A 25,549-nucleotide genomic window follows, 5' to 3' on the forward strand; every position below is an offset into this window, starting at 1 on the left:
GATCCCGGGCACCACGTTCGACCCCGGCATGTCGCTGCTCGCGGAGATGCTCTCGATACGGACGATATTCGGATCGTAAAACAGTTCGAACCCCACGCCGGTCGCCGCTGTAACCCCGGAGATGATGACAGGGAGATCGGCTGTGCCCTCAAAGGAGCCCCCCGGCGCCGCAATCCGGGTCTCTGCACTCGCAGTTCCGGCCAGCATGCATGCCGCCAGACAGAACGCTATAAAGACTGAATATCTCATCTATTAACCTCACTGATGTTCATTTTCGGGTTGGTCCGATATTACAGTTGTGATTTACGAGCCCTGCAACCAATAGGGAAGGAGTCTGAGTCGCCAGGGTTGTCACATCAGGGGGATAGGAGGGGCTTTGCCCCTCACGATCTCAGTCACAGCGCCGGGATCTTCTCGACGAAGTAGTAAGCGGTCTTCGCCGCGTCACCGATATCGACCGCACCGTTGCCGTTGAAGTCGGCAGCAGGGTCGGGTGCCGCCTTCCCGACGACGACCATATACGCTATCTTCGCGACCGCTCCGAAAGCCCAGACATAAGGCCCGCTCAAGCACATTCCAGCAGTCCTGGCAGCCTCATCGTACATGAAGGCAGTAGAGCCGGCAGAAAGAACGGACCACCTTTGAGCGGTTCCCGCCAGAGACCCGGACCCGAACCGGCAGTTTCACAATATGGGGAACTACCCTCTCCCACTCCGGCGAAAATGAACGACAATATCCCGAACGAGAGAGGGCAGATAGAGGGCGTTTATGCATCCAAAAAAGCTTTATTTCATGTATATCAAGATTTGAACACGATTCTATACACTATAGTTATATATACTGATCAGCAGATATAATCCGATATACAGTTTTCTCCCCCGGGAGCGGACCATGCAGCACCTCGACCGAAGACACCAGTTCCTCCGGCTCATAACAGCTTTTACTATTGCAGCCTTCTGTATCACTTCCGCATCGGCGTCAGGAAACTCAGGGCAGCCCGAACACATCGTCATCGGCCTTCAGGAGGGCTCAGTACGGGCACTGAGCACCGCTGATCGCTCTTCGCCTGATTTCCAGGTCATCACCGAACTGACCGAACTTAACGCATTGGTCGTGTCGGTCCCGGATCCTGATCGATTCGTAGAAGAGGCCTCACAGGCCCCGGGTATCAGGTTCGTCGAACGCGATATCCCCGTCTATGCTCTCGATGTGCCGGCCTATGTTCCCGACGATCAGCGGTATGCCGAACAATGGGGGCCGCAAAAAATTGGAGCGGAATACGCGTGGAGCATAGAGCAAGGAGAGAGCAATGTTCTCATCGCTGTCGTGGACACCGGGATCGATTATACGCATCCGGACATGGGCAACTATGTCGCCGGAGGATACGACTGGGTCAATGACGACAACAACCCGGATGACGATCACGGCCACGGAACGCACTGTGCAGGCATCGCCGCGGCGACGATCGACAACACCCTGGGCATCGCAGGAATCTCACAGTCCCGCATCATGGCAGAGAAGGTGCTGGACTCCAATGGAAGCGGCACCAGTTCAATAACCGCAGCGGCGATCTGCCATGCCGCCGACAATGGAGCAGACGTCATCAGCATGAGCCTGGGTGCTGACGGACCATCGCAGATCGTGGAGGAGGCATGCCGATATGCATGGGAGAAAGGGTGCGTACTCGTTGCAGCCTCGGGAAATGACGGGGCAACCCGGGTCATTTACCCGGCGGCGTATGACACGGTGATCGCCGTCGGCTCGGTCGGAAAGACAGGTTCGCGCAGCACATTCAGCAATTACGGGACGAACCTGGACCTGGTCGCCCCGGGTGAGTCCATCCTCTCGACGACGCCCGGAAACACCTACGGCCAGAAGAGCGGGACCTCAATGGCCTGCCCGCACGTCTCGGGCGTTGCGGCCCTTCTCCTCTCCCACTACCCCGGCATGTCGAACCTTGAGGTGCGAAACAGGCTGACGGAGACCGCCGACGACCTTGGAGCGGCCGGGAAAGATACCCGATATGGTTACGGGCTGGTCAATGCGTTCGCTGCCCTGGGTGGTGAAGAGGCCGCCCCGCTCACCATAGAGTCCGATGCCGACACCGTCGTTCGCGGGGAGGAGATCGCCCTCACCATCACCGGCGAAGGCTATCGCGAATACTGGCTCTCTGTCGATGATGCAGGACTTGCCGGTATTGAGATGTATCCGCACGTCGTCCCCGAACAGGAGGGCGTCTTTCCCGGCATTCCGTCCGGGGGGATAAACGGGAGTGCAGGGTTTGATGAGACGGAGTGCAGGGTGCTCATACCTGAATCGGGAACAGCCCGGATCCGGTATGCAACGGGTTCTTCAACCATCGCACAGCCGTTTACGTTCACGGTTAACGATCCGGAGGATCCACTGCTCTCCGACGCCATCACCGTGTCGGTAAACCCGGGGACGGTCACCATAACGACCGGAGACCGGGATTGCTTCTTTTTCGGGGAAGAGATAACGCTCAACGGAACAAACACCGACAACCGGTCCACGTGGCTCTACATGACCGGACCCGGCCTTGATGCAGGCGGAGCCGGCCTGAGCGGTCCCGGCATGGTGCAGGTCCCGGTTACGGGGGACGGGAACTGGTCGTATGTCTGGGATACCGGAACCCTTGAGGGATTGTTTGAGAACGGGACCTATACCCTGTACGCGGTTTCAGGGCCGAAGACGGCGGATGAACTCGGCGGGGTTGCGTCTGCAACGGTCTCTCTAGAGCTGCTGAATTCGCCGTGGCCCGCCCCCGGCATCACCGCGATCTCGCCGGAAATGGTCTTTGTAAGCAACAATCCTGTAACCATCCAGATAACCGGCAGCGGGTTTGTCGACGGCGCGACGGTGCTGATGAAGAGGGCGGGATACCAGGACATCATCGCAACAGAGGTTCACGGCAGCGATGCAGACACCATCTCCGCCACATTCGACCTCACGACACCCCGGAACGGGACATGGAGTATTGTGGTCTGGAATCCCGACGGGAAGAAGGCACTGTTTCCCGATGCCCTTTCGATCCGGGTAAAAGGTGACTTCAAAGGCGACGGTGTCGTGGATATCGGTGACGTGGCCCTCGTCGCGTATATGGTTGTGGGAAAGACGCCGGAAGACCTGCTCGCCGATTTTAACGGTAACGGCATCATCGATATCGGTGACGCGGCGAAGATTGCATACTTTATGGTGGGGCGGATCGGCGGGCTGTAACCCGGTCCACGGTGTATCAACCGGGCTACAGCCCGCCGACACCTCCCCGTGCTCGGTCTGTCGTGCCCCGGAGCGCACCTTCCTGGTGACTGTCGCTTTTGGAGGAGGGGCTCCACGGTCCCGGGTGCCGGGGAACTATCATCCGACCTGATCAGTATCTCCTGTAGCATTCTCTATCGATGAAGCCTGAGGTACCTTCCCCTATCGGCCTTCCAAAAAAAGTGAGATCGTCCCGTCCGCTCTCATCAGAGCGCCGGGATCTTCTCGACGAAGTAGTAGGCGATCTTTGCCGCATCGCCGATATCGACCGCACCGTTGCCGTTGAAATCGGCGACTGGATCGGCCGCCTCCTTCCCGACGACCATATGCGCGACAAAGGCGACATCGCCGATATCCACTTTGCCGTCGCCTTTGAAATCACCCTTGATACCCGCGGCCGTGAGGTCGAGGCAGATGGAGGCACCCGAGGTGTAGACCGCGGTCTCGGTGGCGAGAACACCATTGACGAGGAAGGCGATCGTCTTCTTCTCCTCCCCGTCGACGATCAGGCGCTCATCAAAGAGGGCGTCCCCGCCGTAGACCCCGGCAGTCGTCAGGGTAAGCGACCCACAGTCGCGGTCGTCAATCCTTGCGGTGATGACGGTCCCCGCCGGTGCCGGGTTCTCGCCGACGCTGACCATGCCCCAGAACTCCGCCGGGAGGAGGGGGACGGCGGATGCAGGCCCGAAAAGGGCGAGGAGGAGGAGCAGAACAAGGATCCGTCTCACCCGCATCACACTCCTATGGCGCAGAGGGTGCCCGGCCCGGTCATGTAGAGCCAGTAACCCCGGCCCTGATAGACCATTCTGTCGTCAGCATACTCGCCGCTCCCGCCGTTGATGACCGCTGTCTCGAAGACCTGGTGCCCGGCGTCGAATCCCATCAGGGTTGCCCACTGTCCGTTGACGGAGTAGAGGACGTCCCTTGCCGTTACGGGTGCCGTGCCGGTGATCCCGATGGCGTTCCAGCCCGAATCAAGAGCACGTTCTGCAGGCAGCGTCCGCGGATTGGTCGAGAAGGTGAGCGGAACCGCAGCCGGCCCGGCCGAGTAGATCCAGATCCCTTCGAGGGGGGCGAGTGGGTCGGTCTCCTGGAGGGCTATCCAGTCTCCGGCAACGGTGTCATACCGGAAGGCCGAGTGGCCGTCAGCGTCGACGTCGGCAAAGATCGCCGCGGTGTCGTTCCCGGCCGCAAGCGGCCGGGGGACCGAGACAAAGTTCCAGCCGCTCACAAGAGTGAGGCTCCCGCTTGAGGACGGGGCGGGGGCGTCACTCTCAGGAGTGAACAGGAGATGGTACTCGCTTACTGGCACAGCATCCCCCTTGGCATTGCGCTCGATGAGCGTTAAGAGAGCCGGAGTCTCGGATCCACCCTCCGGTACGATGCCGGAAAGCGAGATAAGAAGACGGACATCCTGCCCATAGTCGAGCTCGAACGCCGACAACGTAAGAGATCTGGAGACCCTGGACCCGGAGTAAATTACCTCCCCATCGCGTTCAATGACATAGGACCATATGGAATCCTCAAGATCAGTGGAGAACTCAAGGCTCCCCTGGTATCCAGTCCAGGGAGCATCTATGGTACCGACAAGGGTGAAACTCTCACCAAACGAGAGATCGTTAAGAGACGGCTCCGTCCGGATACTCTCTATCCGGTAAGTGGCGCCTGTCGGAGTGATCGGATGAATGAGGTTATCACAGACGCTAAGTGGCATGGACGTCGAGATCTGGCCATCCGGAGACGTGACTTTGACGACGTACGTGCCCACCCCGAACGCGGCCGTATTCACATCAAAACTCCAGCTCCCTCCATCGGCTACAGCAACCTCGCCAGAGAGGACACGTGCTCCATCCTCCTCTGCGGTTATCCGGTAGGCCAGCACTGTGCCTGCCGGGTAGCTGGTATCGCCGGTGATCGTGACGGTCTCTCCGTATGCCAGATCATCGATCTGGTCGATCCAGATCCTGGACTCTTCCACTACCTTAAAGGAGAACTTAGTGTAGATGTCGCCAACGTATGGTGATTCGAGAGTGTCGATCAGCGCATTGACCGCATCAGAGGGTTGGAGTTGGGTAAGATCTACGGGCGTTATTATGCCGGGTGCGAAAAGGTATCCGGTATCATTGACCCAGACCTCGTATTCCGCACCCGACGGGTGCTGGACGACGACGTAGTATTGGTCCTTCTGGACAAAACTGCCAGTCTCAGCGCCTGAAAGGATGTACTCGAAGGTGCCGTCGTTTTCCACCACCACCAGATCCCCGAGTCTCCGACAATCGGGACCAAAGATCCAGACCCTGACAGAGTCCGGTGCTCCCGTTGCAGTCCCAAATATCAGGAGTTCTTCGCCCGGGATAAGAGTGGGGGTGGAGGCCCCGGCGGAGAGCGAGGGGGGCCTCAACTGCAGGGAGGCCGTCGAGTATTGAACGTCACTGAGACTGTCCCTATCCAGAGGTTGCGCGACCGCATAACCCGTGTAGATACCGGCATCGAGGATCCGACCACCGACACTTGCGGTGTCCCACCGATAGGACCAGGTGTCGTCGGCCTCAACGGCCACCTGGGTGAAGGTCGTCGGGTTATAGTTCTCCACCTGCCTGCTGAGGTTGCCGAGCATAACACCGTCGGCAGCGAGATTCGGGCCGGTCAGGAAGAGGTAGGTGGTGTCGCTGTCGGTGTTGGTTCCGGAGAGGGTGATCTCCTCACCGATGGCATAGACACCGGTTCCTGACGTCATGATGGTAACGGCACCTTTCTCGACCCGCACCCTGACCTCGTCGTACCTGCTCGGGTCATGAGGATCAATAACACAGAGGGTGTAACTCGCGTCTCGCGTGCTCTGGTTGGTGGTGAGTTCAACGGACCGGGTGCCGGCGGCGGTGGTCCTGACGGTCACGTTGATAGCCGAGTTCAGCATCACACCAACCTGGTTCGCGCGGAACGTCGGGGGCTGTGAGCCGGGGTTCTTGATGGTCAGGAAGTACGCGCACTCGGATTCACCGGCAATGGTCACGGTGAACGCGTTGCCGCGAACGACCGAGTCCTTGTTCGACGTGATGCCTACCGCTTTTGAAGCAACCTCGAAGGTCACGGTGTTGGTGTTGTACTCTGTGCCAAGACCAGCCGCAGTGGGCCAGACTCCCCTGGCGGTGTAGGTGCCAGCCGTAGCCCCGGCCAGGTTGATCGGAGCCGTCTCGGTCCACTGGCCGGTGAGGGGCATTCTGAGGCTCACAGCAGGGCTGCCGAACGAGGTGACCGTACCGCCGCCGGGCAGAGTGAGCCGGACCTCGATGGTGTTGTAAGCGGGGTCGGCGGGGTCGGCAAGACCTGCAAGGTTGTGGTCAACCCGGAACCTGATCGCGCTCGACCGGGATACGCTCTGCCCGTCCACGGACGTAATGCCGGAAGTTCCCAGCAGAACGCGAAGGTTCGTGGACGGGGTGTGGACGAGAACGGTTCCAGCGGGAGCAGCCATCGGGTCAGCGTAATTGGTACCTATCGGGAAAGCATACCAGGTTCCGGTCCAGGATCCAACTGCAGTTGCGGTCAGGTCGAAGTTCGAGGTGTCGGCTACAACGATGGGTGATCCCACAATAGTCCTGTCGTAAAAGTCGCTGAAGTGGACCAGATATCCGCTGGGTGCTCCGCCAAAGATCGCGCTTACGTCGAGACTCTCCTCACCTACATAGACGGTACCGCCTACTGGAACACTCCGCGCCGCAGCCGGTGCAACGACCAGTGCGGCCAGGATCAAGGCAATAGCCATAGAAATTGCTGTTCGCTCTGAAATCATACTGATATCCCCATTCCTGTGCGCTACCGGAAACAGCGGGATTACACAGACTGCCGCCTGTGGGGGGTTGAATGCGAATTAGAGAACACTGAACCAGCTAAAGCCATCTTCCTGTGCGCAGTCTCTTGTATCTCTAAAGATACCATAAATATGCCGTTATCTCTCTGCCCCGAAGAGCAGGGTTTGAGCCAAATCCTGTGGATTCAGCAGAGCATTATCCCTGAGACCTCCTCTCCGGCCGCTGTTCACCCCGCACCGTAACGTCATGCTGCATCCCGTCACCCGACCTTCAGCACCACGAGTGTGATGTCGTCGAACTGCGGCCCGTCCCCGGCAAAGGCGGTGACGTCGCTGACGATCGCATCGATCATCTCCCGCGCCCCGAGCCCGAGCAGCCCCGGGATCAGCGCTGTGAGCCGCTCCATCCCGTACTCCTCGTCGCGCTCGTTCGTGGCCTCCGTCACCCCGTCGGTGTAGAAGACCACCGTATCGCCGGGGTTCAACCGGAGTTCCATGAGTTCGAGCTCGATGTCGTCGAAGATGCCGAGCGCGATCCCCTTCCCCCTGAGGAGGACCGCCTCGCTCGATCCCGCCCTGAAGAGGAGCGGGGGGTTGTGGCCGGCGTTCACGTAGGTGAAGGTCCCCTTCCGGGTGTCGAGGATACCATAGAAGAGCGTGACGAACATGCACGTCTTTGAGTCCATGCAGATGTAGCGGTTCGCCTCCAGGATCGACCCGGCGGGGTCGGGGTTCTCCGACGCGCTCGCCCGGACGAGAGTGCGGGAGAGCGCCATGAAGAGTGCTGCAGGGACGCCTTTTCCCGAGACGTCGGCGATCTCGACGCCCCAGCAGCCTTCACCCACAGGGATGTAGTCGTAGAAGTCCCCACCGACCTCCCGGGCGGGCAGGTTGAAGCCCGCAATATCGAACCCGGGGAGCACCGGCGCCGACTCGGGCAGGATGCTCTGCTGGATCTCCTTTGCGATCTCGAGTTCCTTCTCGATCCGCTCCTTCTCCGCGGTCGTCCGCCGGAGATCCTCGATATGTCCGCGCAGATCGGCCGACATCCTGTTGAAGGAGCGGGCGAGGTCCTCGAACTCGTCCCCGGTCTCCACCACCACCCGGTGCTCGAGATCCCCCTGCCCTATCGCCTCGGACCCCTTCTGCAACTCCTCGATGGGCCGGGTCACATGCCGGGTGACGGCGAGGGTCAGGAGGGCGACGACGGCGAGCAGGCCGAGGAACACCCCGGAAAAGACGGTCTTCATCGTCTCCTGCTGGCCGCTGATGTGCATGGCGGTATCCTCCGACGCCTGGAGGATGCTCGTCCGGGTCTCCTCTATCGGCGCGAGCACCTCATCGACCGGCATCACCACCCCGACGCTCCAGTTCACGCTCCGGATGGGGGCATACGCGACGAACCGCTCCCCGTCCTCGAACCCGACCCTGGCAATCCCGGTCTCCCCCGCGGTCATCTTTCCGGCGACCGAGACGAGGTCCGGGTTCTCGCTCGCGAGCAGGTTCTCGGCGACGAACGACTCGTCCCACCGCATATCCCCCGAGGTGAGGCCGGGCCGGCTGATGACGTTTCCGTGCTGGTCAATCAGCATGGCATACCCCCGGTCCCCCACCTGGGTGCCGATGATCTGCTGGTTGATCGTCTCGATCGTGACGTCCGCACCGACCACCCAGACCCAGTCCCTCCCGGCGTCGTAGACCGGCCGCGAGCAGGTCACCATCAGGCCGTGCCCGGTGAGGTCGACGTACGGCTCGGACCAGACCATCCCGCCGTTCTCGACCGCCTGCAAAAACCAGCTCCTGAGCCGGGGGTCGCAGGTGGCGTCGAGCCCGGTCGTCCAGGGATAGATCATCGCCATCCCGGAGCCCGTTCCGACGTAGACGGCGGCGAGGTGCCGGTTCGTCATAGCGATGGGGATGAAGATGTCGTCCATCGTCCCCGCGGCGTCCTGCTCCTCGCTAAGATGGCCGGCGTCGATGCCGGGCGAGAGGAAGAGGACGGAGGTTGCACGCCGGTCTGCCGGTTCTTCATCCTGCAGGTAGAAGTGCCGCGGCCGGACCATGGACGGGTTCTCCATGACGGTCGCGGCGTAGCGCTCCATGACCTCAAGGTCCCCGCTCACCTGTTCAAAGACGATGTTGCTGATGTAGCCCTGGTCCTGCGCAAGCCGGAGAAGCGACTCCTCGGCGTTGCGTTCGAGCGCGGCGGTGCTGTCGTTCATCGCACGCGCCCCGAGATCGGTGCTCCGCTCAAGCGCGTAGCGGCCGACATCGTCCATCTGAACGAAGGCAAGAGAACCGGCGAGGAGGAGAGCAACCGTCGAGAGGGCCAGGAATACGAGGAGGAACTTGGTCCTGACCGGGATCCTGATCCGGTGGCCCTCCGGCTCGCTCTGGCTCATCAATAAGATTGTTCCGGGAAAGGAGATAAGGCATGCTGGATCGAATTCGCCTTCTCTGCGGCCTCGCGATCGCAGAGGACAGGTCGCTGCTCGTGGGCGACGACACCAACGGCGTGATCTACCGGGTCTCGTACGCGAAAGCGGAGAACGCGACGGGCAACGCCACAACGACCGGGTGAACAGCCCGGCTCAGGACCCCCCGGTACCGCCGCCCTTCGCCTCCCGGAGGAGGAAGAAGAACGCCGCACCCTCCTCCGGGAGGCCCGGCATGCGATCCTCGACCCAGATCCTGCCGCCGTAGCGGTCGATGAGGATCCCCACCAGGTAGAGGCCGAGGCCCTCCCCCACGCCGCGCTGCTTCTTCTCGTAGCGGTGAAAGATCTCGTCCTTCCGGGCGTCGGGGACGCCCCGGCCGGTGTCCGCAACCGTCACCCGGACAAACCCGTCGTCCCCGTCCTCTGCCCGGATGAAGACCTCGACACCGGGACCCCCGTGCCTGACCGCGTTCCCGATCAGGTTCGTAAAGACCTCGGAGAGGAGATCGTCGGCCAAGACCTGCCGGCGAACCTCCTCATACCGGAGGGGAAGATCCGGGAAGTGGGTGGCCTCCTCCCGGATGACCGCATCGAGGTCGATCGCCCGGATATCAGGTGGTCCTGCATGGATCCGCCGGATCTTCGAGACGATGCCGAGGATCTCGATACTCTTGCCGATGCTCTTCTTCAGGCTCGCCACGTAACAGGCCGCCTCCCCATCCAGCGAGTCCTGGAGGAGTTCGGCGTAGAGGTTCGAGACGTTCTCGGTGTTCCCGATATCGTGCGTCAGGATGTCCAGGTAGAGGTTCGCCTCCCGGTGGGCGGACTCGAGATCCCGATGAACCCGGGCGATCTCCTCCTCCGCCTCCTTTCGCCCGGTGACATCCCGGACAATGCCGCCACGGTAGAGCGGCCGTCCGTCCGGATCGCAGATGACCGTGAAGTGGTCTTCAAGCCAGCGGTATTCGCCGTGCTTTGCCCGGAACCGGTACACGAGAAGTCCCTGGCCCGATGCGATTGCGTTGCTGAGCTCCGCTCCGACCGACGGCCGGTCATCGGGATGGATGCGATCCATGACCTCTGCGATATTCATCGCAGCCATCTCCTCTGCCGTAAAGCCGAGGATCTGCTCGATGACCGGGCTCATGTAGTCGTACCGGTCGGCCTGCAGGTTGCGCCGGTAAGCCGCGTCGAGCGAGTTCTCAAGAACCGCCCGGAACCGTTCCTCGCTCTCCCGCAGGGCGTTCTCTGCAAGCTTCCGCTTCGTGATGTCGGTGAAGAACGCTGTGGTGTATCCCGGCCGGGTCGAGAAGGCGGTGACTTCATGCCACTTCTCAAGAGAGGGCATCCGGTACTCGAACGTCACCGACCTGCCGGTCAACGCCACATCTCCGTAGGTGGCAATGAGATCGGCGACCTCCACCGGGTCAAAGGTTTCAGTTATCCGCCGGTTCAGGACGATCTCGCGAGATCTCCCGGAAAACGCTTCAAATGTCCCGTTAACCTCTAAAAAGACAAAATCAACAGCCCGCCCGGAAGCATCGGTGATGATCCGGCAGTGAGCGTAGCCGACGAGCGGGTTGTCGAGCGCCTGCCGGTACCACTCCATGCTCTCCCGCAGGGCATCCTCCACCCTTTTTCGCTCGGAGTCGTCGTAGGTGTAGGCCTGGATCTCGATCAGTTCCCCGTTCGCATCGAAGCGCCCGACCAGGTTCTCGACGACGTGGATACGGGTGCCGTCCCGGCGTTTTCGGGTTCGACCCTGGTTCTCGATCTTTCCCTCCTGCCGGAGGCGTAGAAGGAGCAGCTCCCGGTCGCCGGGGTCCTCGTAGAGGTCCAGGATGCTGGTGTCCAGTGCTTCGTTTACGGAGGCAAACCCGAAGATCCTGACAAACGCAGGGTTGCAGGCGATTATCCGGCCATCCGTCGCGGTGACGAAGTCGCCGGTGAGATCGTTCTCAAACAGCCGCCGGTAACGTTCCTCGCTCTCCAGCAGGGCATTCTTCGTAGATTGCAAGGTCGCGTTCTCGGCCCGGAGCGCCCGGTTCTCGGCCAGAAGTGCCGCAATGCGCTCGTCAACCGACAGATCTCCTGCCGCGGGGCCCTCCTGCCCGCCCCCCTCTGCTCCGCTGGTGAGCAAAGCCTCTGCTTCCTCGGAACGTGCCGTCATTTGAGATCCCGGTGGAGTTCTCACGCTGATTATCAACTGAGATTCATCCGTAGTGTATTAATACTACCTTGAGCGGGTAGGGGGAGAGCCATGAACTCCGACCCCCCGGCGACGGTGCTCCTTCTTCCCGGGGCCGTAACCTCCGGCAGCGCGGCCCCGGGTCAGACTCTTATTGTCATACAACCCATGTGATTTACGTTGCAGCCTGACGGGAGGTGCGTATGAGGTCTGAGGAGGTCAACGGCAACATTTTCTACAACGGCGACTGCGTCCGCGGGGCAGGTGAACATATCCCCGACGGTTCGGTCGACCTGATCGTCACCGACCCCCCATACGGCATCAACGGCGACCGGTTGCACCAGCACTACAACCGGGACGAGACGTTCGTCGTCGAGGGCTACGTCGAGGTCCCCGCAGACGGATACGGTGAGTTCAGCCGGCGGTGGATCGGGGAAGCCGAACGGATCCTCCGGCCCGGCGGGTCGATCTACATCGTATCGGGATACACGAACCTCTACCACATCCTCCACGCCCTGCGGCAGACGGGACTGCGTGAGGTCAACCATATCATCTGGAAATACAACTTCGGCGTCTACACAAGCCGGAAATACGTCTCCTCCCACTACCATATCCTCTTTTACGAAAAACCGGGCGGCAGGAGGACGTTCAACCTGGAGTCGAGGTATGGGATCGGGGAGAAGGGGCCGGAGAACGGGTCGCCCAACTACCGGGACCGTGAGGACGTCTGGATAATCAACCGCGAGTACAAACCGGGGAAGACGAAGAACAAGAACGAACTCCCGACCGACCTGCTCGTCAAGATGATCCAGTACAGCAGCAACGAGGGCGACCAGGTCTGCGATATGTTTCTCGGCGGGTTCTCGACCGCCCGGGTGGCGATCGGCCTCAACCGCAGGGCGACCGGGTTTGAGGTCTCGGGCCGGGTTTTCGACCTGAAGGTTGCGGAGTTGCGAGGTGCGGAACCGGGATGGCTGCTGCCGTCACTGAGGGTCCCGGAGATCGTGAGGCAGCGGAACCGGGGCCGGACCTGGACGGACGGCGATGTCGAGGCTCTGGTCTCCCGGTTCACGCGGCTCACCGCGTCCGGGACGACGAAGAAGCGTGCCATCGAGATGGTGGGGGAAGAACTCGGCCGGGGCCGGTGGGCTATCCGGAAGATGCTTGAGAAACAGGGTGTTCTTGCCGGGAGGAAGGCCGGCAGGAGTCGTTAAGACCATCAAAACACATTTTTGCCGATACGGCGAAGTATTCACGTCGAATGGAAGGACCAACACCACCAGTCACCGCGCGACCGTTCTTCAAATGGGCAGGAGGGAAGACGCAACTGCTCGATGCGTTCGCGGCAAGAGTTCCCGGCGAGCTCCGGGAGGGGACCCTGCCGATATTTGTCGAACCGTTCATGGGCGGTGGAGCGGTCTACTTCCTCTTTAACAGCACCTTCAGGTTCAGGGAGTGCCATCTCTTCGATATCAACGAGGAACTGGTCCTCGCCTACAGCGTTGTGAAGAACGACGTCGACGCCCTCATCAGCCACCTACGTGAGATCTCGGACGATTTCCTCGCTCGGGACGATGCCGGGCAGAAAGAATACTATTATGCCGCGCGCGAGGCGTTCAACCGCGCAAAAAGTGACGTTGATTTCAGCCGGTACGGCGAGGACTGGGCCGGGCGGGCTGCCCAATTCATCTTCCTCAACAGGACGTGCTTCAACGGCCTCTACCGGGTCAACGCGCGGGGCGGGTTCAATGTCCCGTTCGGCAGGTACAGGAACCCGCGGATCCTGCACGAAGGCCTGCTCCGGGCTGACGCCGGGCTGCTCCGGAACACGACCGTCCACCTTGGCGACTTCACGCAGGCCCGGCCCTACATATCAGAAGAGACCTTCGTCTACTTCGACCCTCCCTACCGGCCCCTGAACCGGACGTCGTCGTTCACGCAGTATGCGAAGGAGGGGTTTACCGACTGGGAGCAGCGGCGCCTCGCGACCTTCTACAGGCTCTGCGATGCCGGCGGGGCCAGGCTGATGCTCAGCAACTCCGACCCGAGGAACACCGATCCCGATGACGCATTCTTCGACGACCTTTATGCCGGGTATTATATCGACCGGGTTCCGGCAAAGAGGATGATCAACTGCGACGGGGCGAAACGGGGAGCGATCCGCGAGATCATTGTGACGAACTACGATCCGCACGACCACCGGGAGCGGGCCGTCCCAAAACTATAAAGTGTCCGGCGGGCATGCAGCCCCATGGCATTCCGGGAGATCGACGACGACCTCTGGGAGATCGTCCAGAGACACCTTCCGCCCCAGAAACCACACATCGGCCGGCCCCGCCGGGACCCCCGGCACCTCTTCAACGGAGTATTGTACGTCCTCACCACCGGGTGCGCCTGGAGCGACGTCCCGGCTGAGTACGGGACGAAATCGACGGTCCACCGCTACCACCTCGAACTGAGTGAGCGGGGAACCTACCAGGCGATCTTCCTCGACCTTCTCCGGTCGGGCTATGAGTTCCGGAAAGGGGAGCCTGCCCGGTGCGCCGCAGAGGATCTGCAGTCTCCCGTGCTGTAGCGGCTAAAACTCCCCCGCCACCACCACGAAGAGGTCGCCCGGGGGTGCCGGGGGCGCCGCCGCCGTCCCGACGGCGATCCTTTCCGCCGGGTAGCCGAGGTCCTCGCAGACGGCAAACCGGGTCTCCGGCGGGAGGGCGGCCGCAAACGCCCCGACATCGAAGGCCGGGTCGGCGATGAGAAAGACCACCCGACCCCGGAGGACCTCCTCCCGGGCCGCCGCGATCGCCGGGGTATGGTCCTTCCCGTGGGCCGAGACGACCGCCGCCCGCGTCAGCGGGACTTTCAGGCGGGCGAAGGCGACCTGGAGGGAGGAGATGCCGGGGACGACCTCGCCGGGGAGGTAGCCGAGACCGGCAAGCATCGGGTCCCCCGTCGAGAGGACGACCGCGTGGTCCGGGAGAGACCGGAGACCCCGGTAGTCCGTGATCTCGTGCACCTCGCACCCCTGCAAGATGACGTCACGGACGATCCCGATCGCACGTTCCGAACCGTAGATGAGGGTTGCCCCCCGGATGGCCGCGGCCGCCGCCTCAGTCAGCATCCCCGGCCCGCAACCGACCCCGACGATCTTCATGGCGACTCCCCGATGATACGCCCGTCGCGGTTGACGATCACGACCCGGACATCCGGATGGGCGGCCTGGAACGCGCGAAGCTCACGGCGGACGACCTCGTTCCAGAGCGCAGTTGCCGAGAGGTCTTCAACCGTCGCGCACCCGGTCCCCTCGAGCACGTCCGGGTTCATGAACTTCAGGATCAGGCCGGGAAGCCCGCAGATGACCGCGTCGCCGTCGACAGCCCCGAGTGCCTCTTCGAGTTTGTTCCCAACCAGGATCGCCTCGTGCTCCGGGAAGAGGAGCCGGGAGGAACGCAGCCCGAGCCGGCCGGTCGTCAGCACGACCCTCCCTGCCGCCCGGGTGACCCTCTCAAGCACCCCCTCCGTTATGTGATCGTCCCAGGGCTCCACGAGCCCGGTCGTCCCGAGGACAGATATACCGGCCTGCACCCCCACCTTCGGGTTCAGCGTCTTCTGCGCCACCTCCGCCCCCCGGGGAACCGTAAGGATGACCGTCGTCCCATGAAGGCCGGCCTCCTCCACCGCCTCGTTGATCGAGCGCCGGATGCAGTCGAGCGCCGGCCCCCCGATCGCCGCGGCTCCCTGCCGGTGGCGGGGAGTGTCGCGGGCAAAACTCCCGATCCCCTCGCCGGGAACGAACTGGACGCCTCCCGATAGGGAGGGGACCGCAGTCGCAACAAACTCGAGTCCCGCGGTCACGTCAGAAGGATAATCGCCGGCATCTTTCCAGCAGGACGCCCGGCCCCGGTAGCCGTCCACCGGGATACCGACCACAATACCGCAAGGAAGAGTGACCTTCACCTCGCTGACCGTTTCGAGCGTAAGCGAGAGAACCGCCGCCTTGCAGGCCGCGGCTGCCGTCGTTCCGGTGGTGAACCCCCGGCGGAGGATGGAGCCGGATGCCGTCAGGACCGCGAGCCCCCGCCGGACGTCCTCGAGAAGGGCAGGTGAGCGGCAGGCCGCCACCCACGCTGCGGGATACTCGAAGTCAGTAACCGGGTCCCGCATAGCCTGCACGCTCGGCACGGATCGTGATGATCTCGTTGATTCCCGCCACCGCGACCGGGGTCCCGCCCCGGGTGCCGACGTTCGAGACCGAGGGCACGTCGAGGGTGCGGAGGGCCTCCTTTGACTCCGCAGCGTTCACGAACCCGACCGGGGTCCCGACGACCAGCGCCGGCCGGACCCCTTCGCGGACCATATCGCAGACGACGAGGAGCGCCGACGGGGCGTTCCCGATCACCACGATCGCGCCCTCCATCCTGTCGCGCAGGGCAACGAACCCGGCGGACGTCCGGGTGATCCCCTGGTTCCGGGCGATATCCTCCCCGTAATCGAGGGCACAGACGACCTCGCTTGCATGCCCGCGTTTCAGGATGCCCGTCTGCACCATCCGGATATCGGTGATGATCGGCGCCTGCCGCTCAAGCGCGGCAAGCCCCGCATCGACCGGACTGCCTGCAAAGCGCATCAGGTCGGCCATCGCAAAGTCGCCGACCGCGATCGAGCACCGCTGCCGGATCCGGTCCTCGGGGGTGGCGTTCCCCACCCGTTCCCGGGCCAGGTTCCGGCTCGTGCTCGCGATCGCGTAGGCCTCCGGGGTGACCGCCGCAAGATCAGTATACGTACTTCCGGTGGTATCCCCGGGGCGTGATGATTCCTCTCCCATCAGTCTCACTCCTCCATACTCTCGTCTCTTCTCCGCCGACAAAGACGATCGAATGCATGTCCACGAAGGCAAAGTGGTCTTTGAATTCCCCAAGCGTCGTGATCAACCGCCCCTCCCCCTCCCGGTAGGCGTTTTTGACCACGCCGACAGGCGTCGTGTCGGGGAGGTGGCGACGGGCGATCCCGATCGCTGTATCCAGGTTGTGCGGCCTCCCCCGGGACCGGGGGTTGTAAAGGACGACCGGCACCTGCATCCGGAAGGCGAGGTCGAGCCTCCGCTCGATCTCCTCCCAGGGCGTAAGGAGGTCCGAGAGGCTCATCGTGACATAGTCGCCCGAGAGCGGCGAACCGAGGAGCGCCGCCGCCGAGACCGCGGCCGTGATGCCGGGGATGACCTCGACCTCGACCTTCGTGCCCGACCGTTCGGCCACCTCGAGGACGATGCTCGCCATCCCGTAGACACCGGCATCCCCGCCGCTCACCATCGCGACGACACAGTCCTCCGCGAGGGCAAGCGCCTTTCCTGCCCGGTCGACCTCCCGGCCCATGCTGCTCCTGACAACCTCTTTTCCGGCGAGCATCGGCTCGACCAGGTCAAGGTAGAACCCGTTGCCGATGACACAGTCGGCCTCACCGAGAGCTTTCAATGCCCGGGGCGTCATCTGCAGCAGGTCGCCGGGGCCGGTCCCGACGATATACAGTCTTCCTCTCCTATCGTGCGATTGCAACGGTAACACTCCCATACGTCTGCTTGGCAAGAACCAGAACTTTGCGTTTCGAGGCTGCGAGAGCCGAGGGTTCCGCGACCCCGGCAAGCCCGATCAGGGAGGCCCGCGAGGGGGAGGGGGCCGCCTCTGCGTTCAATGTTTCGTCGTCAAAGAAGACAAGGTTGCCGCCGAGGTCAGTAACAGCCCGGAGGAGTCCTTCCTCACCGCGCTTCTTTGCGGTCGTCGCGTAGACGAGAATCTCCGCAGGGCCGATCCCGGCTCGCGCGAGCGCCTGCCGGATGGCGCCGACCACGTCGGCGGCAGCAACGCCCTTCCGGCATCCGACACCGACGGCGTACTCACCCTTCCGAACGAGGAGGGAGACCCCCGGACCCGCGACGACGATCCCGGGTCCGGTGACGGCGTAGAGCGGTACGTCGGCGTCGAGCACCGCGGCGTTCACCGCCCGGGTGGAGTCGCGGTTCACGATATCGCACCCCGTCCGGGCGGCCAGTCCCTCGACCGACTCCCGGCCGCGGGTCTCGGTCGCGGTCGTGATCACCGGTTCGATCCCGAGACGGGCGAGGTCCCGGGCAAGGTCGTTTGCGCCGTGGTGCCCGCCGACGACCGGAACCGCGTAGCGCAGATCCGGGCCGACCACCACGACCGCCGGGTCACGCCACTTATCTGCAAGAAGCGGAGCAATCCCCCGGATAGCGATCCCGGCCGACATCAGGGCGACGATCCGGCCGTAGCGGCTGAATGCCTCCCGGAAAGCCTCCGGCCCGTAGAGGATGACCTCGGCGCCGAGCGCATCGGCAAGCCGGCGAGCATCGGGGAGGAACCGGTCGAGCGCGACAACAACGGTCCCGGTCATGAGTAGAGGACCGACCTCCCGAACCCCGACGTCGCCGGATCGACCACATCTCCTATGACGATCAGCGCCGTTCGCTCGATCCCGGCCGCCCGGGCCTTTGCCGCGATATCGGCAACCGTTCCCCGGACGACCTTCTGGTCGGGCCAGGAGGCGTGGTAGACGACCGCAGCCGGGGTCTCCGGAGGAGACTCCACCCGGGCAAGGACTTCCTCCATCCGCTCGGTGCCGAGGAAGACCACTATCGTCTGCCCGAGGCGGGAAAGCTCGGCGATCCGGTCCGCCTCAAGCGTCGCCCCCGCCGGGCGGGTGACGATCAGGCTCTCGGAGACGTCGCGGAGCGTGAACTGGGTCTTCAAGGCCGCAGCGGCGGCAAAGAGCGACGAGACGCCGGGGACGATCTCGGCCTCGATACCGCGCCGCGAGAACTCCGCCATCTGCTCGACGATAGCGCCGTAGAGTGCCGGGTCGCCGGAATGAAGCCGGACGACGAGTCTTCCGGCCAGAACGTGCTCCTCGACGGCATCGACGATCTCTTCAAGCGTCATCCCCCAGCTGTCGAGTCTCACGCCCGCGCCGGATTCTGCAACAAGCGCCGGGTTCACGAGCGAACCCGCGTAGATGAGGACGTCCGCCCGCCGGAGGAGGTCCATCCCCCGGACGGTGATGAGGTCGGGCGCTCCCGGCCCTGCACCCACGATGTAGACCTTATGCATGCGACCGCCTCGCAAAGAGGATCGAGAAGTAGTCGCTCTTCTCGGGGAGGTCGGCCCCCCGGTAGACCCGCTGCTCCGGCATGAACATCCGCTCCACGAGAACGAACTCCGAATAACCCTCCTTCGAGAGGGAGGCGGCGAGCGCCGCCGGCTTCCTGACCTTCATGAAGATTCGGGACTCCGGCCCGTTCCCGTCCGAGACGAAGAACCCCCCGGCCACCGGGACGTTCGCCACGGAGGCGAACGCGGTGATGGAGCTGATCCCGGGTTCGGTCGCAAACGTGATCTCCGGGTAGCGTCCGGCAATCACCTCGCAGAGCCGCGAGAATGTCGAGTAGAAGTTCGGGTCCCCGATGATCCCGAAGACCACCAGTTCGTCTCTTGCCCGTGGTGCAATCCTGTCGGCATTCTCTTCGAGGCACTCCCGGATGTAGGCCTCGTCGCTCGTCATCGGGAATTTGAGGACGACGGCATCGGGGCGGTAGCGCCGCACCAGGTCGTAGGCGAGGTTGCCGGGGACGAATACCGCCGCCGCTTCGCCAAGGAGCCGGACCGCACGCAGGGTCAGGAGTTCCGGGTCGCCGGGGCCGAGCCCCACCCCTACGAGCATCCGGCACCCCCGACAATGATGTAGACGGGATTTACTGGCTTGAACATCATCCCGCCGGCGATATCGGCAGACCGGGAGACCTGGATATGGACGGCCTCCACGAATATCCCGAGGCGTTGCATGGTTGCTACCGCCGATTGAAGCGTCTCGACCATCACCGCGTTCACGACGATCCTGCCCTGCACCGTCCCGGCCAGGAGGTCGAGGACCTCCGGCAGGCGACGGGACCCCCCGACGAAGGCGGCGTCGAGCGGCCCCAGGTCCGGGAGGATCTCCACCGCATCGCCCTCGAAGAACTCGACGTTTGAGGCTCCGGCGGCGGCCGCCTGAGCCCGGGCATAGGCGATGGCCTCCGGTCTCCTGTCGACCGCGTAGACGCGTTCAGCGAGCCTCGATGCAGCGATGGCGACCTTCCCGGTCCCGCACCCGACATCTACCACCCGATCGCCCGGGCGGATACCGAGTTTCGCGAGCGAAACGGCCATGACTTCATCCTGCGTAGGTCCTCCTTTCAGTCCCATAGCATCATCAGTTCCCAGATAAATTTGTGCTAACTCCTATTAAATGGCCCAGTGAACCCTCGCGGCACCCGGGTCCGATCGGCACGAGGGAAGGCACCGGCGATCCTCCATCCGACCGGAGAGACCAGGGTAGCGGAGGAAGCGAGAACGTAAAGGTTTTTGCGATAACAACAACAACGTTAGTACAATGCTCAGGATAAACCGAGACAAGTGTGGATACTGCGGTACCTGCGTCGCAGTCTGTCCCGAGGATGCGCTCGAGCTGATCGACGCCTACCTCAGCCTTGAGCGGGAGTGCATCGCCTGCGGCATCTGCGCACGGGCGTGCCCGCTTGGGGCACTGGAGGTCGTCCATGAAGAGTAACTACGATATGCTCGTCATCGGGGGAGGCCCCGCCGGCGCTCTTGCTGCGAAAACGGCGGCCGAGGCAGGAAACTCGGTCTGCCTCATCGAGAAGCGTGCCGCTATCGGCACGCCGGTCCGGTGCGCAGAGGGGATCGGCAAGGAACTCTTAAAAGAGTTCATCAGGCCCGACCCCCGCTGGATATCCGCCGATATCCAGAGTGCCCGAATCATCGCCCCGAACGGCACCGCCATCAAACTCGACCAGGACCGGGCCGGAAACGAAGTCGGCTACGTCCTCGACCGGAAGGTCTTTGACCGGGAGCTCGTCTGGCAGGCGGCCGAGGCCGGGGCGGACGTGGTTGTCAGGACCCGGGCGACCGAGCCGATCATGGAGAACGGAGCAGTCCGGGGCGCGAAGGTGATCTCGGTCGGTGTCCCGGCCGAGATCCGGGCCGAGGTGGTCATCGCCGCCGACGGCACAGAGGCACAGTTCGCCCGCCGGGCCGGGCTCGACACCACCGTCCCCCTCCGGGAGATGATGAGCTGCGCCCAGTACCTGATGACCGATATCAATATCGACGCCGGCTCAACGGACTTCTACCTGGGCAACGAGATTGCCCCCGAGGGCTACCTCTGGGTCTTCCCGAAGGGCGATCGGACGGCAAACGTCGGTATCGGCATCACGGGCCGCAAAAGCCGGGACGGGTCACGAGCAAAGGATTACCTGGACCGGTTCGTCGCGAAGAACTTCCCGAACGGAAAGACGATCGAGATGATCGCGGGCGGGGTTCCGGTCTGCCGGCCGCTCACCTGCACGGTCGGCGACGGCCTTCTCGTCGCCGGCGACGCGGCAAGAGTCGTCGATCCCATCACCGGCGGCGGGATCGGCAACGCCATGTATACCGGAAGGCTCGCCGCTCAGGTGGCGTTGAAGTGCATCGAGGCCGGCAACTGCTCAAAGGAGGCCCTGATGCCCTACGACACGGAGTGGCGGGCATCCAGGATGGGCGCAGGTATCGAGCGGAACTACAAGGTCAAGGAGTACTTCGTCACGCTCGACGATAAGAAACTCAACACCCTCGCGGACTCGATTGCAAGCATCAGCTTCAGTGAGTTCTCGGTCGCGGCACTCATCAGGGAACTGATCAAACGGAACCCGAAGATGCTGCTCGAGCTCAAGGCGCTCAAGGATACGCTATCCTGACCGTATCAACTGCCGGTTGAGCGTCTTTATCGTCTCCCGCTCCGCCTCCTTTTTTGTAAAGACCGTGATGACGTCCCCGGGCCGGATACGAACGGTGCCGCTCGGGATGATGAGGTCGCCCCCGGCGCGCCGGATGGCGATGAAGACAAAGTCGCGCACCTCGAGGTCCCGGATCTCGTGGTCGATGATGGGTGCGCCCTCCTCGGCGATGACCTCAAAGATAGTGCCGCCGGGGATCGAAGCGACCTGCTGGAGGTTCGGGCTCTTCGCCCAGTAATAGAGCCGGGTCGCCACAAGCTCGTCGGGGTTCTCGCTGATCCTCACCCCGACCTCGTTGAAGAGGTCGGAGTGTTCCTTCTGGTTGACGATCGAGACGACGTTTCTGACGTTGTAGCGTTTGGCGAGCCAGCAGGTCATCAGGTTTACGGCATCGTCGCTCGTGGTGGCGACGAGGGCGTCGGCCCGGTCGATCCCGGAATCCTGCAGTACGGCCTTATCGGTTGCGTTCCCGGTGATGGCAAGGACATCGTAGTGCTCCAGGATATCGCTCGCACGCTCCTCGTCCTGGTCGATCACCACCACGGAATCGCCGGCGTTCACGGCGATCGCAGTCAGGTTCCGGCCGATTCCGCCAAGGCCGACGATGATGGTGTACATCCATCTGGATTCAATCGTCGACATTGAAATACCTTGCGAAGAAACCAGTTGGTGTGATCTGCGGGGTGGATGAAGCGGGGAAGGGCTCGGTCCTCGGCCCGATGGTGGTCGCCGCCGTCGGGTGCCGGGCGGCCGAAGACCTTGCAGCCCTCCCTATCCGGGATTCGAAGGTTCTCCGGCCCAAGCAGCGCGAGGCGCTCTACGAGATCCTCTTCCGGGACTTCGCGATAGCGATCGTCACCATCGATGCCGCCGGGATCGACGAAGCCCGGACCCGGATGAGCATGAACGCGTGTGTGGCCGAGCTCCACGCCGAGGCGCTCACGGGGCTCAGGCCGGAATCGGCCTACCTCGACGCCTGCGATGTGAACGCTGAGCGCTACGGCCGGACGGTTGCAGGGCACCTCGACTTTCCCTGCGCGATCGTCGCCGAGCACCGGGCGGATGCCCGCTACAAGATCGTCGGCGCGGCAAGCGTCGTCGCGAAAGTCACCCGGGACCGGGCGATCCGGGAACTCGAGCAGCAGTACGGGAAGATTGGGAGCGGTTACCCCTCCGATGCGGTGACGATCGAGTTCCTCCGGGGCTACATCCGGGAATACGGGAGCCCGCCGCCGTGCGCCCGCCGGAGCTGGAAGACGGTGACGAACCTCTACCAGAAGACGATGCAGGATTTCCCATAATCCCGGGAAGATTTTATGCCTCACGCGCGCTAACCGTGAGTGATGAGTTGGCTCCAGATACTCCTTCTTCTCGTCGCGGCATATCTCCTGATAGCCTTCTACATCCGCGACCGGGGGCTGTTTCGCGACCACGTCATGTTCTTCGGTCCTATCCTCGCCATCAAGACCGAACGGGTCGGCTTCTTTGACTGGTTCCGGAGGTTCAAGACACCGCTCCGGGCCTACGCAACGCTCGGGGTCCTCATGGTTGTGGTGGTCTCGGCCTTCATGACGCTCGCCCTGGTCCTCGCCGTCCCTCAACTGCTGGTCCACACCCCGGAGCCGACCGGGATCTACGACCCCCGGAACATCCTTGCGATACCCGGGGTCAACCAGGCAATACCGATCACGGCGGCCGTCATCATCGGTCTCGTGCTCACGATCGTCATCCACGAATTCGGCCACGCGATCCTCGCCCGGGTCGAGGATATGCGGGTGCGGAGCATGGGCCTTCTCATCGCCGTCATCCCGATAGGGGCGTTCGTCGAACCCGAAGAGGAGGATGTCGACGCGGCGAAAGGGATGCCGAAGATCCGGATGTTCGGTGCCGGGATCACAAACAACATCGTCATCGGCCTCGCCTGCTTTGTGGTGATGTTCCTCCTCATCGGGATGGCGACGCCCCTTGCCACACCGCTCGTCCAGGGGGTCTACAAGGACTACCCGGCGGCCGAGGCGGGCCTTCCCGGCTACTCGGTCATCACGAGCGTGAACGGCATCCCCGTGACGAGCCAGGAGGAGATCTCGGCAATCATGGATGAGACACGGCCGGGGGAGACGGTCACCCTGACGGCCGAACAGGATGGGGTCGAGAGGACCTACACCCTCACCCTCTCCGAATGGCCGGAGGCGCTCGGCGACGACCGGGACGCCGGGTTCATGGGGGTCTACTACTACAACGCTCCGGCCGTGAAGGAGCATATCGGGAACGTCGCGGACCTCGGCCTGCTTGCGCCGCTCTACCTGACGATAGCCCCGATCGACGCCTTCATTCAGGGCAACACCCAGCAGCTTGCGATCCTGCTCGCCGACACCCCCGAGCAGGTCGCCTGGAAAGAGCCGTTCCCCTTCTTCTGGGGCACGGTCCACCTTTTCTTCTGGACCGGGTGGTTCAACCTGCTGGTCGGGATGTTCAACGCCATCCCGATCGTCCCGCTCGACGGCGGCTACATGATGAAGGAGGGGGTGGAGCGGTTCTTCGAGCGGCGGGGCTGGTCGCGATACGCGCAGCGGGTCGTCGCCTCGATCAGCGGATTTGTGACGGTGATGCTGATCCTCCTCATCACGATGCCGATGATCGTCGCGGCGCTGCGGTTCGTGCTGACGATGGGATAAAACCCTCCTCTTCTTCCTGCGGCCGAGGCGGCATCTCAAACTCTTGCGTGCCTCCACCATCGTCGGGCTCCCGGGCGGCGGCGACAGTCGGGGACGGGATCACTCGATCTCGTAAAAGTTGTTCAGATGCGAACAGGCGGATCGCAAGAACCGGTACCCCGACAGAGTCTCATCCGGTTCGGAATAATTCCGGGGCTGCATCTTATTCTCTTCATTCGCAAGCAGGTAGCAGACCTCTGAGTAGACCCTCTCTCGCACCAGTTTCAGGCAGGTCTGGTGATAGCGTTCGATATAGGAGGCTTCCTTAAACTCGGGAAAAACCTCAAAGTGCGGCTCGTTGTTTCTCACACTCTTTCGCGACTTCTCGCAGTCTTCCAGCAGGAGCAGATATCCAAGCCAGGGCGACGGAGATGTCTTGAAGGCTCCCTCCCTGTAGGCGGTCCAGAGGTCGTACGCACTCCCTAAAACCTCCTCTGTCCGGTTGTTGATGTTGTTCCCGAATGACGGCCCTTTTTGAGATTTCAATTCAAGGACGGCAACCAGCTCCTTTTTTCCGTCAGGATAATGTTTGATAACGATAAGGTCCCACTGCTTCTCCGCACGGAAATATCCAGGAAGGTCAAGTGATCTCCTTTGTGTGCAGATATCGCTCTCAGGGACCCCGATATCCACCAGCAGATCCCGGATAAGCGAGAAGAATCGGTCCATGTGCTTTCCGCCCGTCGCCTCCGAACGAAAGCCTTGGTCTTTTACACCTCGGTTGTTCTGATCGTTTGCCTGTGATGCCCTCTTATCCCAGAAATACTGCACTGCACAAGAAAAATAATCATCACGGGAAATTTCCCGAAGTATCCTGTCACTCACCATGAATCTGCCTCTATCAGAATAATCGGGACTGTTTTGCCTGATGAATAAATCGTTCAACCGCCATAAGGAAATATTTTTCTTCGATCTCAACGCTGATGCTATTTCGGCCCCACCGCGCAGCAGCGAGGCCGGTCGTCCCTGTACCACCAAAGGGGTCGAGAACCGTGTCGCCCACGAAAGAAAACATCCGTACAAGTCTTTCAGCCAGTTCCAGGGGATAGGGTGCAGGGTGTTCCCGGGTCGATGCTCCTTTAAGGTCCCAGACCTGGCGGAACCACGCCTTCTGATTCTCCTCCGAAATGACCGAGAGCAACCGTGCTTCAAGCGTGGGCTTCCGGTAACCGCCGGATTTCCTCTGGAAGAGGATGTACTCTATATCGTTCTTGACGATCCCGTTGGGTTCGTAAGGTTTGCCCAGGAACGATCCCGGTGAATCTGCCTCAAAGCAGGCGTTGGC

The 25,549-nt window shown here is 62.5% G+C and carries 26 protein-coding genes; 9 read left to right on the plus strand and 17 right to left on the minus strand.

From position 1 onward, the window contains the following. Positions 1-249, minus strand: a 249-nt coding sequence (locus tag PLN84_RS03510; protein WP_348531906.1) for a hypothetical protein, incomplete at its 3' end; no start/stop codon positions are given. Between the two features lie 146 nt (positions 250-395). Next, positions 396-605 (minus strand): hypothetical protein, encoded by a 210-nt coding sequence (locus PLN84_RS03515; protein ID WP_348531907.1) that lies wholly within the window; start codon positions 603-605, stop codon positions 396-398. Between the two features lie 286 nt (positions 606-891). On the opposite strand from PLN84_RS03515, the gene PLN84_RS03520 reads away from it, so the two are divergent. Then, positions 892-3,237 carry a S8 family serine peptidase gene (locus PLN84_RS03520; protein ID WP_348531908.1) on the plus strand — a complete coding sequence of 782 codons (2,346 nt, stop codon included), beginning with the start codon at positions 892-894 and terminating at the stop codon, positions 3,235-3,237. Between the two features lie 245 nt (positions 3,238-3,482). Here the strand turns inward: PLN84_RS03520 and PLN84_RS03525 are convergent, their stop codons facing one another. The 3 genes from PLN84_RS03525 to PLN84_RS03535 form a co-directional block, all read right to left on the minus strand. After that, positions 3,483-4,010, minus strand: a complete 528-nt coding sequence (locus PLN84_RS03525; protein ID WP_292559022.1) for a dockerin type I repeat-containing protein — start codon at positions 4,008-4,010, stop codon at positions 3,483-3,485. Next, positions 4,010-7,042 carry a DUF3821 domain-containing protein gene (locus PLN84_RS03530; RefSeq protein ID WP_300182492.1) on the minus strand — a complete coding sequence of 1,011 codons (3,033 nt, stop codon included), beginning with the start codon at positions 7,040-7,042 and terminating at the stop codon, positions 4,010-4,012. The genes PLN84_RS03525 and PLN84_RS03530 overlap by 1 nt, the downstream gene beginning before the upstream one ends. 305 nt (positions 7,043-7,347) lie before the next feature. Next, positions 7,348-9,489, minus strand: coding sequence for a SpoIIE family protein phosphatase (locus tag PLN84_RS03535; RefSeq protein WP_292559020.1), 2,142 nt, complete (start codon positions 9,487-9,489; stop codon positions 7,348-7,350). Positions 9,490-9,521: 32 nt separating this feature from the next. Between PLN84_RS03535 and PLN84_RS03540 the strand changes: the two genes are divergently transcribed. Then, a complete protein-coding gene (locus PLN84_RS03540; protein WP_292559019.1) occupies positions 9,522-9,668 on the plus strand; it encodes a hypothetical protein in 147 nt (48 codons plus the stop codon). A 10-nt stretch (positions 9,669-9,678) separates the two neighbouring features. Here the strand turns inward: PLN84_RS03540 and PLN84_RS03545 are convergent, their stop codons facing one another. Then, entirely contained in the window at positions 9,679-11,694 is a 2,016-nt protein-coding gene (locus tag PLN84_RS03545; RefSeq protein ID WP_292559018.1) for a PAS domain S-box protein, read from the minus strand. Positions 11,695-11,915: 221 nt separating this feature from the next. On the opposite strand from PLN84_RS03545, the gene PLN84_RS03550 reads away from it, so the two are divergent. Genes PLN84_RS03550 through PLN84_RS03560 form a run of 3 tightly spaced genes read left to right on the plus strand, consistent with a single transcriptional unit; the run spans position 11,916 to position 14,287 of the window. Next, complete coding sequence (locus PLN84_RS03550; protein ID WP_292382527.1) at positions 11,916-12,926, plus strand: site-specific DNA-methyltransferase; 1,011 nt, start codon at positions 11,916-11,918, stop codon at positions 12,924-12,926. Positions 12,927-12,973: 47 nt separating this feature from the next. Beyond that, the gene (locus PLN84_RS03555) at positions 12,974-13,939 is read left to right on the plus strand and encodes a DNA adenine methylase (RefSeq protein ID WP_292382529.1); all 966 of its coding nucleotides are present in this window, start codon (positions 12,974-12,976) and stop codon (positions 13,937-13,939) included. 24 nt (positions 13,940-13,963) lie between these two features. Beyond that, a complete protein-coding gene (locus tag PLN84_RS03560) occupies positions 13,964-14,287 on the plus strand; it encodes a transposase (RefSeq protein WP_292382531.1) in 324 nt (107 codons plus the stop codon). 3 nt (positions 14,288-14,290) lie between these two features. On the opposite strand, the gene PLN84_RS03565 is transcribed toward PLN84_RS03560, so the two are convergent. From PLN84_RS03565 to cbiT, 8 genes are read right to left on the minus strand one after another with little or no spacing between them, the layout of a single operon-like run. Beyond that, positions 14,291-14,863, minus strand: a complete 573-nt coding sequence (locus PLN84_RS03565; protein ID WP_292382533.1) for a cobalt-precorrin-7 (C(5))-methyltransferase — start codon at positions 14,861-14,863, stop codon at positions 14,291-14,293. Further along, the gene (locus PLN84_RS03570) at positions 14,860-15,873 is read right to left on the minus strand and encodes a cobalt-precorrin-5B (C(1))-methyltransferase (protein ID WP_348531909.1); all 1,014 of its coding nucleotides are present in this window, start codon (positions 15,871-15,873) and stop codon (positions 14,860-14,862) included. The genes PLN84_RS03565 and PLN84_RS03570 overlap by 4 nt, the downstream gene beginning before the upstream one ends. Beyond that, a complete protein-coding gene (locus tag PLN84_RS03575; RefSeq protein WP_292382534.1) occupies positions 15,854-16,534 on the minus strand; it encodes a precorrin-8X methylmutase in 681 nt (226 codons plus the stop codon). Before PLN84_RS03575 ends, PLN84_RS03570 begins: the two co-directional genes overlap by 20 nt. After that, positions 16,482-17,276, minus strand: coding sequence for a precorrin-3B C(17)-methyltransferase (gene cobJ / locus PLN84_RS03580; protein WP_348531910.1), 795 nt, complete (start codon positions 17,274-17,276; stop codon positions 16,482-16,484). The genes PLN84_RS03575 and cobJ overlap by 53 nt, the downstream gene beginning before the upstream one ends. Next, positions 17,245-18,117, minus strand: a complete 873-nt coding sequence (cbiG, locus tag PLN84_RS03585) for a cobalt-precorrin 5A hydrolase (RefSeq protein WP_292382538.1) — start codon at positions 18,115-18,117, stop codon at positions 17,245-17,247. The genes cobJ and cbiG overlap by 32 nt, the downstream gene beginning before the upstream one ends. Next, the gene (locus PLN84_RS03590; protein WP_292382539.1) at positions 18,114-18,830 is read right to left on the minus strand and encodes a cobalt-precorrin-4/precorrin-4 C(11)-methyltransferase; all 717 of its coding nucleotides are present in this window, start codon (positions 18,828-18,830) and stop codon (positions 18,114-18,116) included. Before PLN84_RS03590 ends, cbiG begins: the two co-directional genes overlap by 4 nt. Further along, positions 18,823-19,440, minus strand: a complete 618-nt coding sequence (locus PLN84_RS03595; protein WP_292382541.1) for a cobalt-factor II C(20)-methyltransferase — start codon at positions 19,438-19,440, stop codon at positions 18,823-18,825. Before PLN84_RS03595 ends, PLN84_RS03590 begins: the two co-directional genes overlap by 8 nt. After that, the gene (gene cbiT / locus PLN84_RS03600) at positions 19,431-19,961 is read right to left on the minus strand and encodes a precorrin-6Y C5,15-methyltransferase (decarboxylating) subunit CbiT (protein WP_292382543.1); all 531 of its coding nucleotides are present in this window, start codon (positions 19,959-19,961) and stop codon (positions 19,431-19,433) included. Before cbiT ends, PLN84_RS03595 begins: the two co-directional genes overlap by 10 nt. Positions 19,962-20,148: 187 nt before the next feature. On the opposite strand from cbiT, the gene PLN84_RS03605 reads away from it, so the two are divergent. Together PLN84_RS03605 and PLN84_RS03610 are read left to right on the plus strand one after the other, a co-directional pair. After that, positions 20,149-20,325 carry a 4Fe-4S binding protein gene (locus PLN84_RS03605; protein WP_048104707.1) on the plus strand — a complete coding sequence of 59 codons (177 nt, stop codon included), beginning with the start codon at positions 20,149-20,151 and terminating at the stop codon, positions 20,323-20,325. After that, complete coding sequence (locus PLN84_RS03610) at positions 20,315-21,511, plus strand: NAD(P)/FAD-dependent oxidoreductase (RefSeq protein ID WP_292382544.1); 1,197 nt, start codon at positions 20,315-20,317, stop codon at positions 21,509-21,511. Before PLN84_RS03605 ends, PLN84_RS03610 begins: the two co-directional genes overlap by 11 nt. Here PLN84_RS03610 and PLN84_RS03615 read toward each other — a convergent pair. Next, entirely contained in the window at positions 21,503-22,168 is a 666-nt protein-coding gene (locus tag PLN84_RS03615; protein ID WP_292382761.1) for a TrkA family potassium uptake protein, read from the minus strand. The two genes, PLN84_RS03610 and PLN84_RS03615, sit on opposite strands and share 9 nt — an antisense overlap. Positions 22,169-22,221: 53 nt before the next feature. Between PLN84_RS03615 and rnhB the strand changes: the two genes are divergently transcribed. Next, positions 22,222-22,851 (plus strand): ribonuclease HII, encoded by a 630-nt coding sequence (rnhB, locus tag PLN84_RS03620; RefSeq protein ID WP_299954704.1) that lies wholly within the window; start codon positions 22,222-22,224, stop codon positions 22,849-22,851. A gap of 42 nt (positions 22,852-22,893) precedes the next feature. After that, a complete protein-coding gene (locus tag PLN84_RS03625) occupies positions 22,894-24,225 on the plus strand; it encodes a site-2 protease family protein (protein ID WP_292382548.1) in 1,332 nt (443 codons plus the stop codon). Positions 24,226-24,324: 99 nt separating this feature from the next. Here the strand turns inward: PLN84_RS03625 and PLN84_RS03630 are convergent, their stop codons facing one another. Then, a complete protein-coding gene (locus PLN84_RS03630; protein ID WP_300182398.1) occupies positions 24,325-25,092 on the minus strand; it encodes a PaeR7I family type II restriction endonuclease in 768 nt (255 codons plus the stop codon). 13 nt (positions 25,093-25,105) lie between these two features. Then, on the minus strand, positions 25,106-25,549 hold a 444-nt coding region (locus tag PLN84_RS03635; RefSeq protein ID WP_348531911.1), incomplete at its 5' end, for a site-specific DNA-methyltransferase.

Source organism: Methanoculleus sp. (assembly GCF_035363275.1).
In the GTDB taxonomy this organism is placed as follows: domain Archaea; phylum Halobacteriota; class Methanomicrobia; order Methanomicrobiales; family Methanoculleaceae; genus Methanoculleus.

What these genes read in the sequence shown, in the direction of transcription:
- PLN84_RS03515 (WP_348531907.1), bottom strand. Translation starts at nt 605, where the DNA reads ATGTACGATGAGGCTGCCAGGACTGCTGGAATGTGCTTGAGCGGGCCT.
- PLN84_RS03520 (WP_348531908.1), top strand. Translation starts at nt 892, where the DNA reads ATGCAGCACCTCGACCGAAGACACCAGTTCCTCCGGCTCATAACAGCT.
- PLN84_RS03525 (WP_292559022.1), bottom strand. Translation starts at nt 4,010, where the DNA reads ATGCGGGTGAGACGGATCCTTGTTCTGCTCCTCCTCCTCGCCCTTTTC.
- PLN84_RS03530 (WP_300182492.1), bottom strand. Translation starts at nt 7,042, where the DNA reads ATGGCTATTGCCTTGATCCTGGCCGCACTGGTCGTTGCACCGGCTGCG.
- PLN84_RS03535 (WP_292559020.1), bottom strand. Translation starts at nt 9,489, where the DNA reads ATGAGCCAGAGCGAGCCGGAGGGCCACCGGATCAGGATCCCGGTCAGG.
- PLN84_RS03540 (WP_292559019.1), top strand. Translation starts at nt 9,522, where the DNA reads ATGCTGGATCGAATTCGCCTTCTCTGCGGCCTCGCGATCGCAGAGGAC.
- PLN84_RS03545 (WP_292559018.1), bottom strand. Translation starts at nt 11,694, where the DNA reads ATGACGGCACGTTCCGAGGAAGCAGAGGCTTTGCTCACCAGCGGAGCA.
- PLN84_RS03550 (WP_292382527.1), top strand. Translation starts at nt 11,916, where the DNA reads ATGAGGTCTGAGGAGGTCAACGGCAACATTTTCTACAACGGCGACTGC.
- PLN84_RS03555 (WP_292382529.1), top strand. Translation starts at nt 12,974, where the DNA reads ATGGAAGGACCAACACCACCAGTCACCGCGCGACCGTTCTTCAAATGG.
- PLN84_RS03560 (WP_292382531.1), top strand. Translation starts at nt 13,964, where the DNA reads ATGGCATTCCGGGAGATCGACGACGACCTCTGGGAGATCGTCCAGAGA.
- PLN84_RS03565 (WP_292382533.1), bottom strand. Translation starts at nt 14,863, where the DNA reads ATGAAGATCGTCGGGGTCGGTTGCGGGCCGGGGATGCTGACTGAGGCG.
- PLN84_RS03570 (WP_348531909.1), bottom strand. Translation starts at nt 15,873, where the DNA reads ATGCGGGACCCGGTTACTGACTTCGAGTATCCCGCAGCGTGGGTGGCG.
- PLN84_RS03575 (WP_292382534.1), bottom strand. Translation starts at nt 16,534, where the DNA reads ATGGGAGAGGAATCATCACGCCCCGGGGATACCACCGGAAGTACGTAT.
- cobJ (WP_348531910.1), bottom strand. Translation starts at nt 17,276, where the DNA reads ATGGGAGTGTTACCGTTGCAATCGCACGATAGGAGAGGAAGACTGTAT.
- cbiG (WP_292382538.1), bottom strand. Translation starts at nt 18,117, where the DNA reads ATGACCGGGACCGTTGTTGTCGCGCTCGACCGGTTCCTCCCCGATGCT.
- PLN84_RS03590 (WP_292382539.1), bottom strand. Translation starts at nt 18,830, where the DNA reads ATGCATAAGGTCTACATCGTGGGTGCAGGGCCGGGAGCGCCCGACCTC.
- PLN84_RS03595 (WP_292382541.1), bottom strand. Translation starts at nt 19,440, where the DNA reads ATGCTCGTAGGGGTGGGGCTCGGCCCCGGCGACCCGGAACTCCTGACC.
- cbiT (WP_292382543.1), bottom strand. Translation starts at nt 19,961, where the DNA reads ATGGGACTGAAAGGAGGACCTACGCAGGATGAAGTCATGGCCGTTTCG.
- PLN84_RS03605 (WP_048104707.1), top strand. Translation starts at nt 20,149, where the DNA reads ATGCTCAGGATAAACCGAGACAAGTGTGGATACTGCGGTACCTGCGTC.
- PLN84_RS03610 (WP_292382544.1), top strand. Translation starts at nt 20,315, where the DNA reads ATGAAGAGTAACTACGATATGCTCGTCATCGGGGGAGGCCCCGCCGGC.
- PLN84_RS03615 (WP_292382761.1), bottom strand. Translation starts at nt 22,168, where the DNA reads ATGTACACCATCATCGTCGGCCTTGGCGGAATCGGCCGGAACCTGACT.
- PLN84_RS03625 (WP_292382548.1), top strand. Translation starts at nt 22,894, where the DNA reads ATGAGTTGGCTCCAGATACTCCTTCTTCTCGTCGCGGCATATCTCCTG.
- PLN84_RS03630 (WP_300182398.1), bottom strand. Translation starts at nt 25,092, where the DNA reads ATGGTGAGTGACAGGATACTTCGGGAAATTTCCCGTGATGATTATTTT.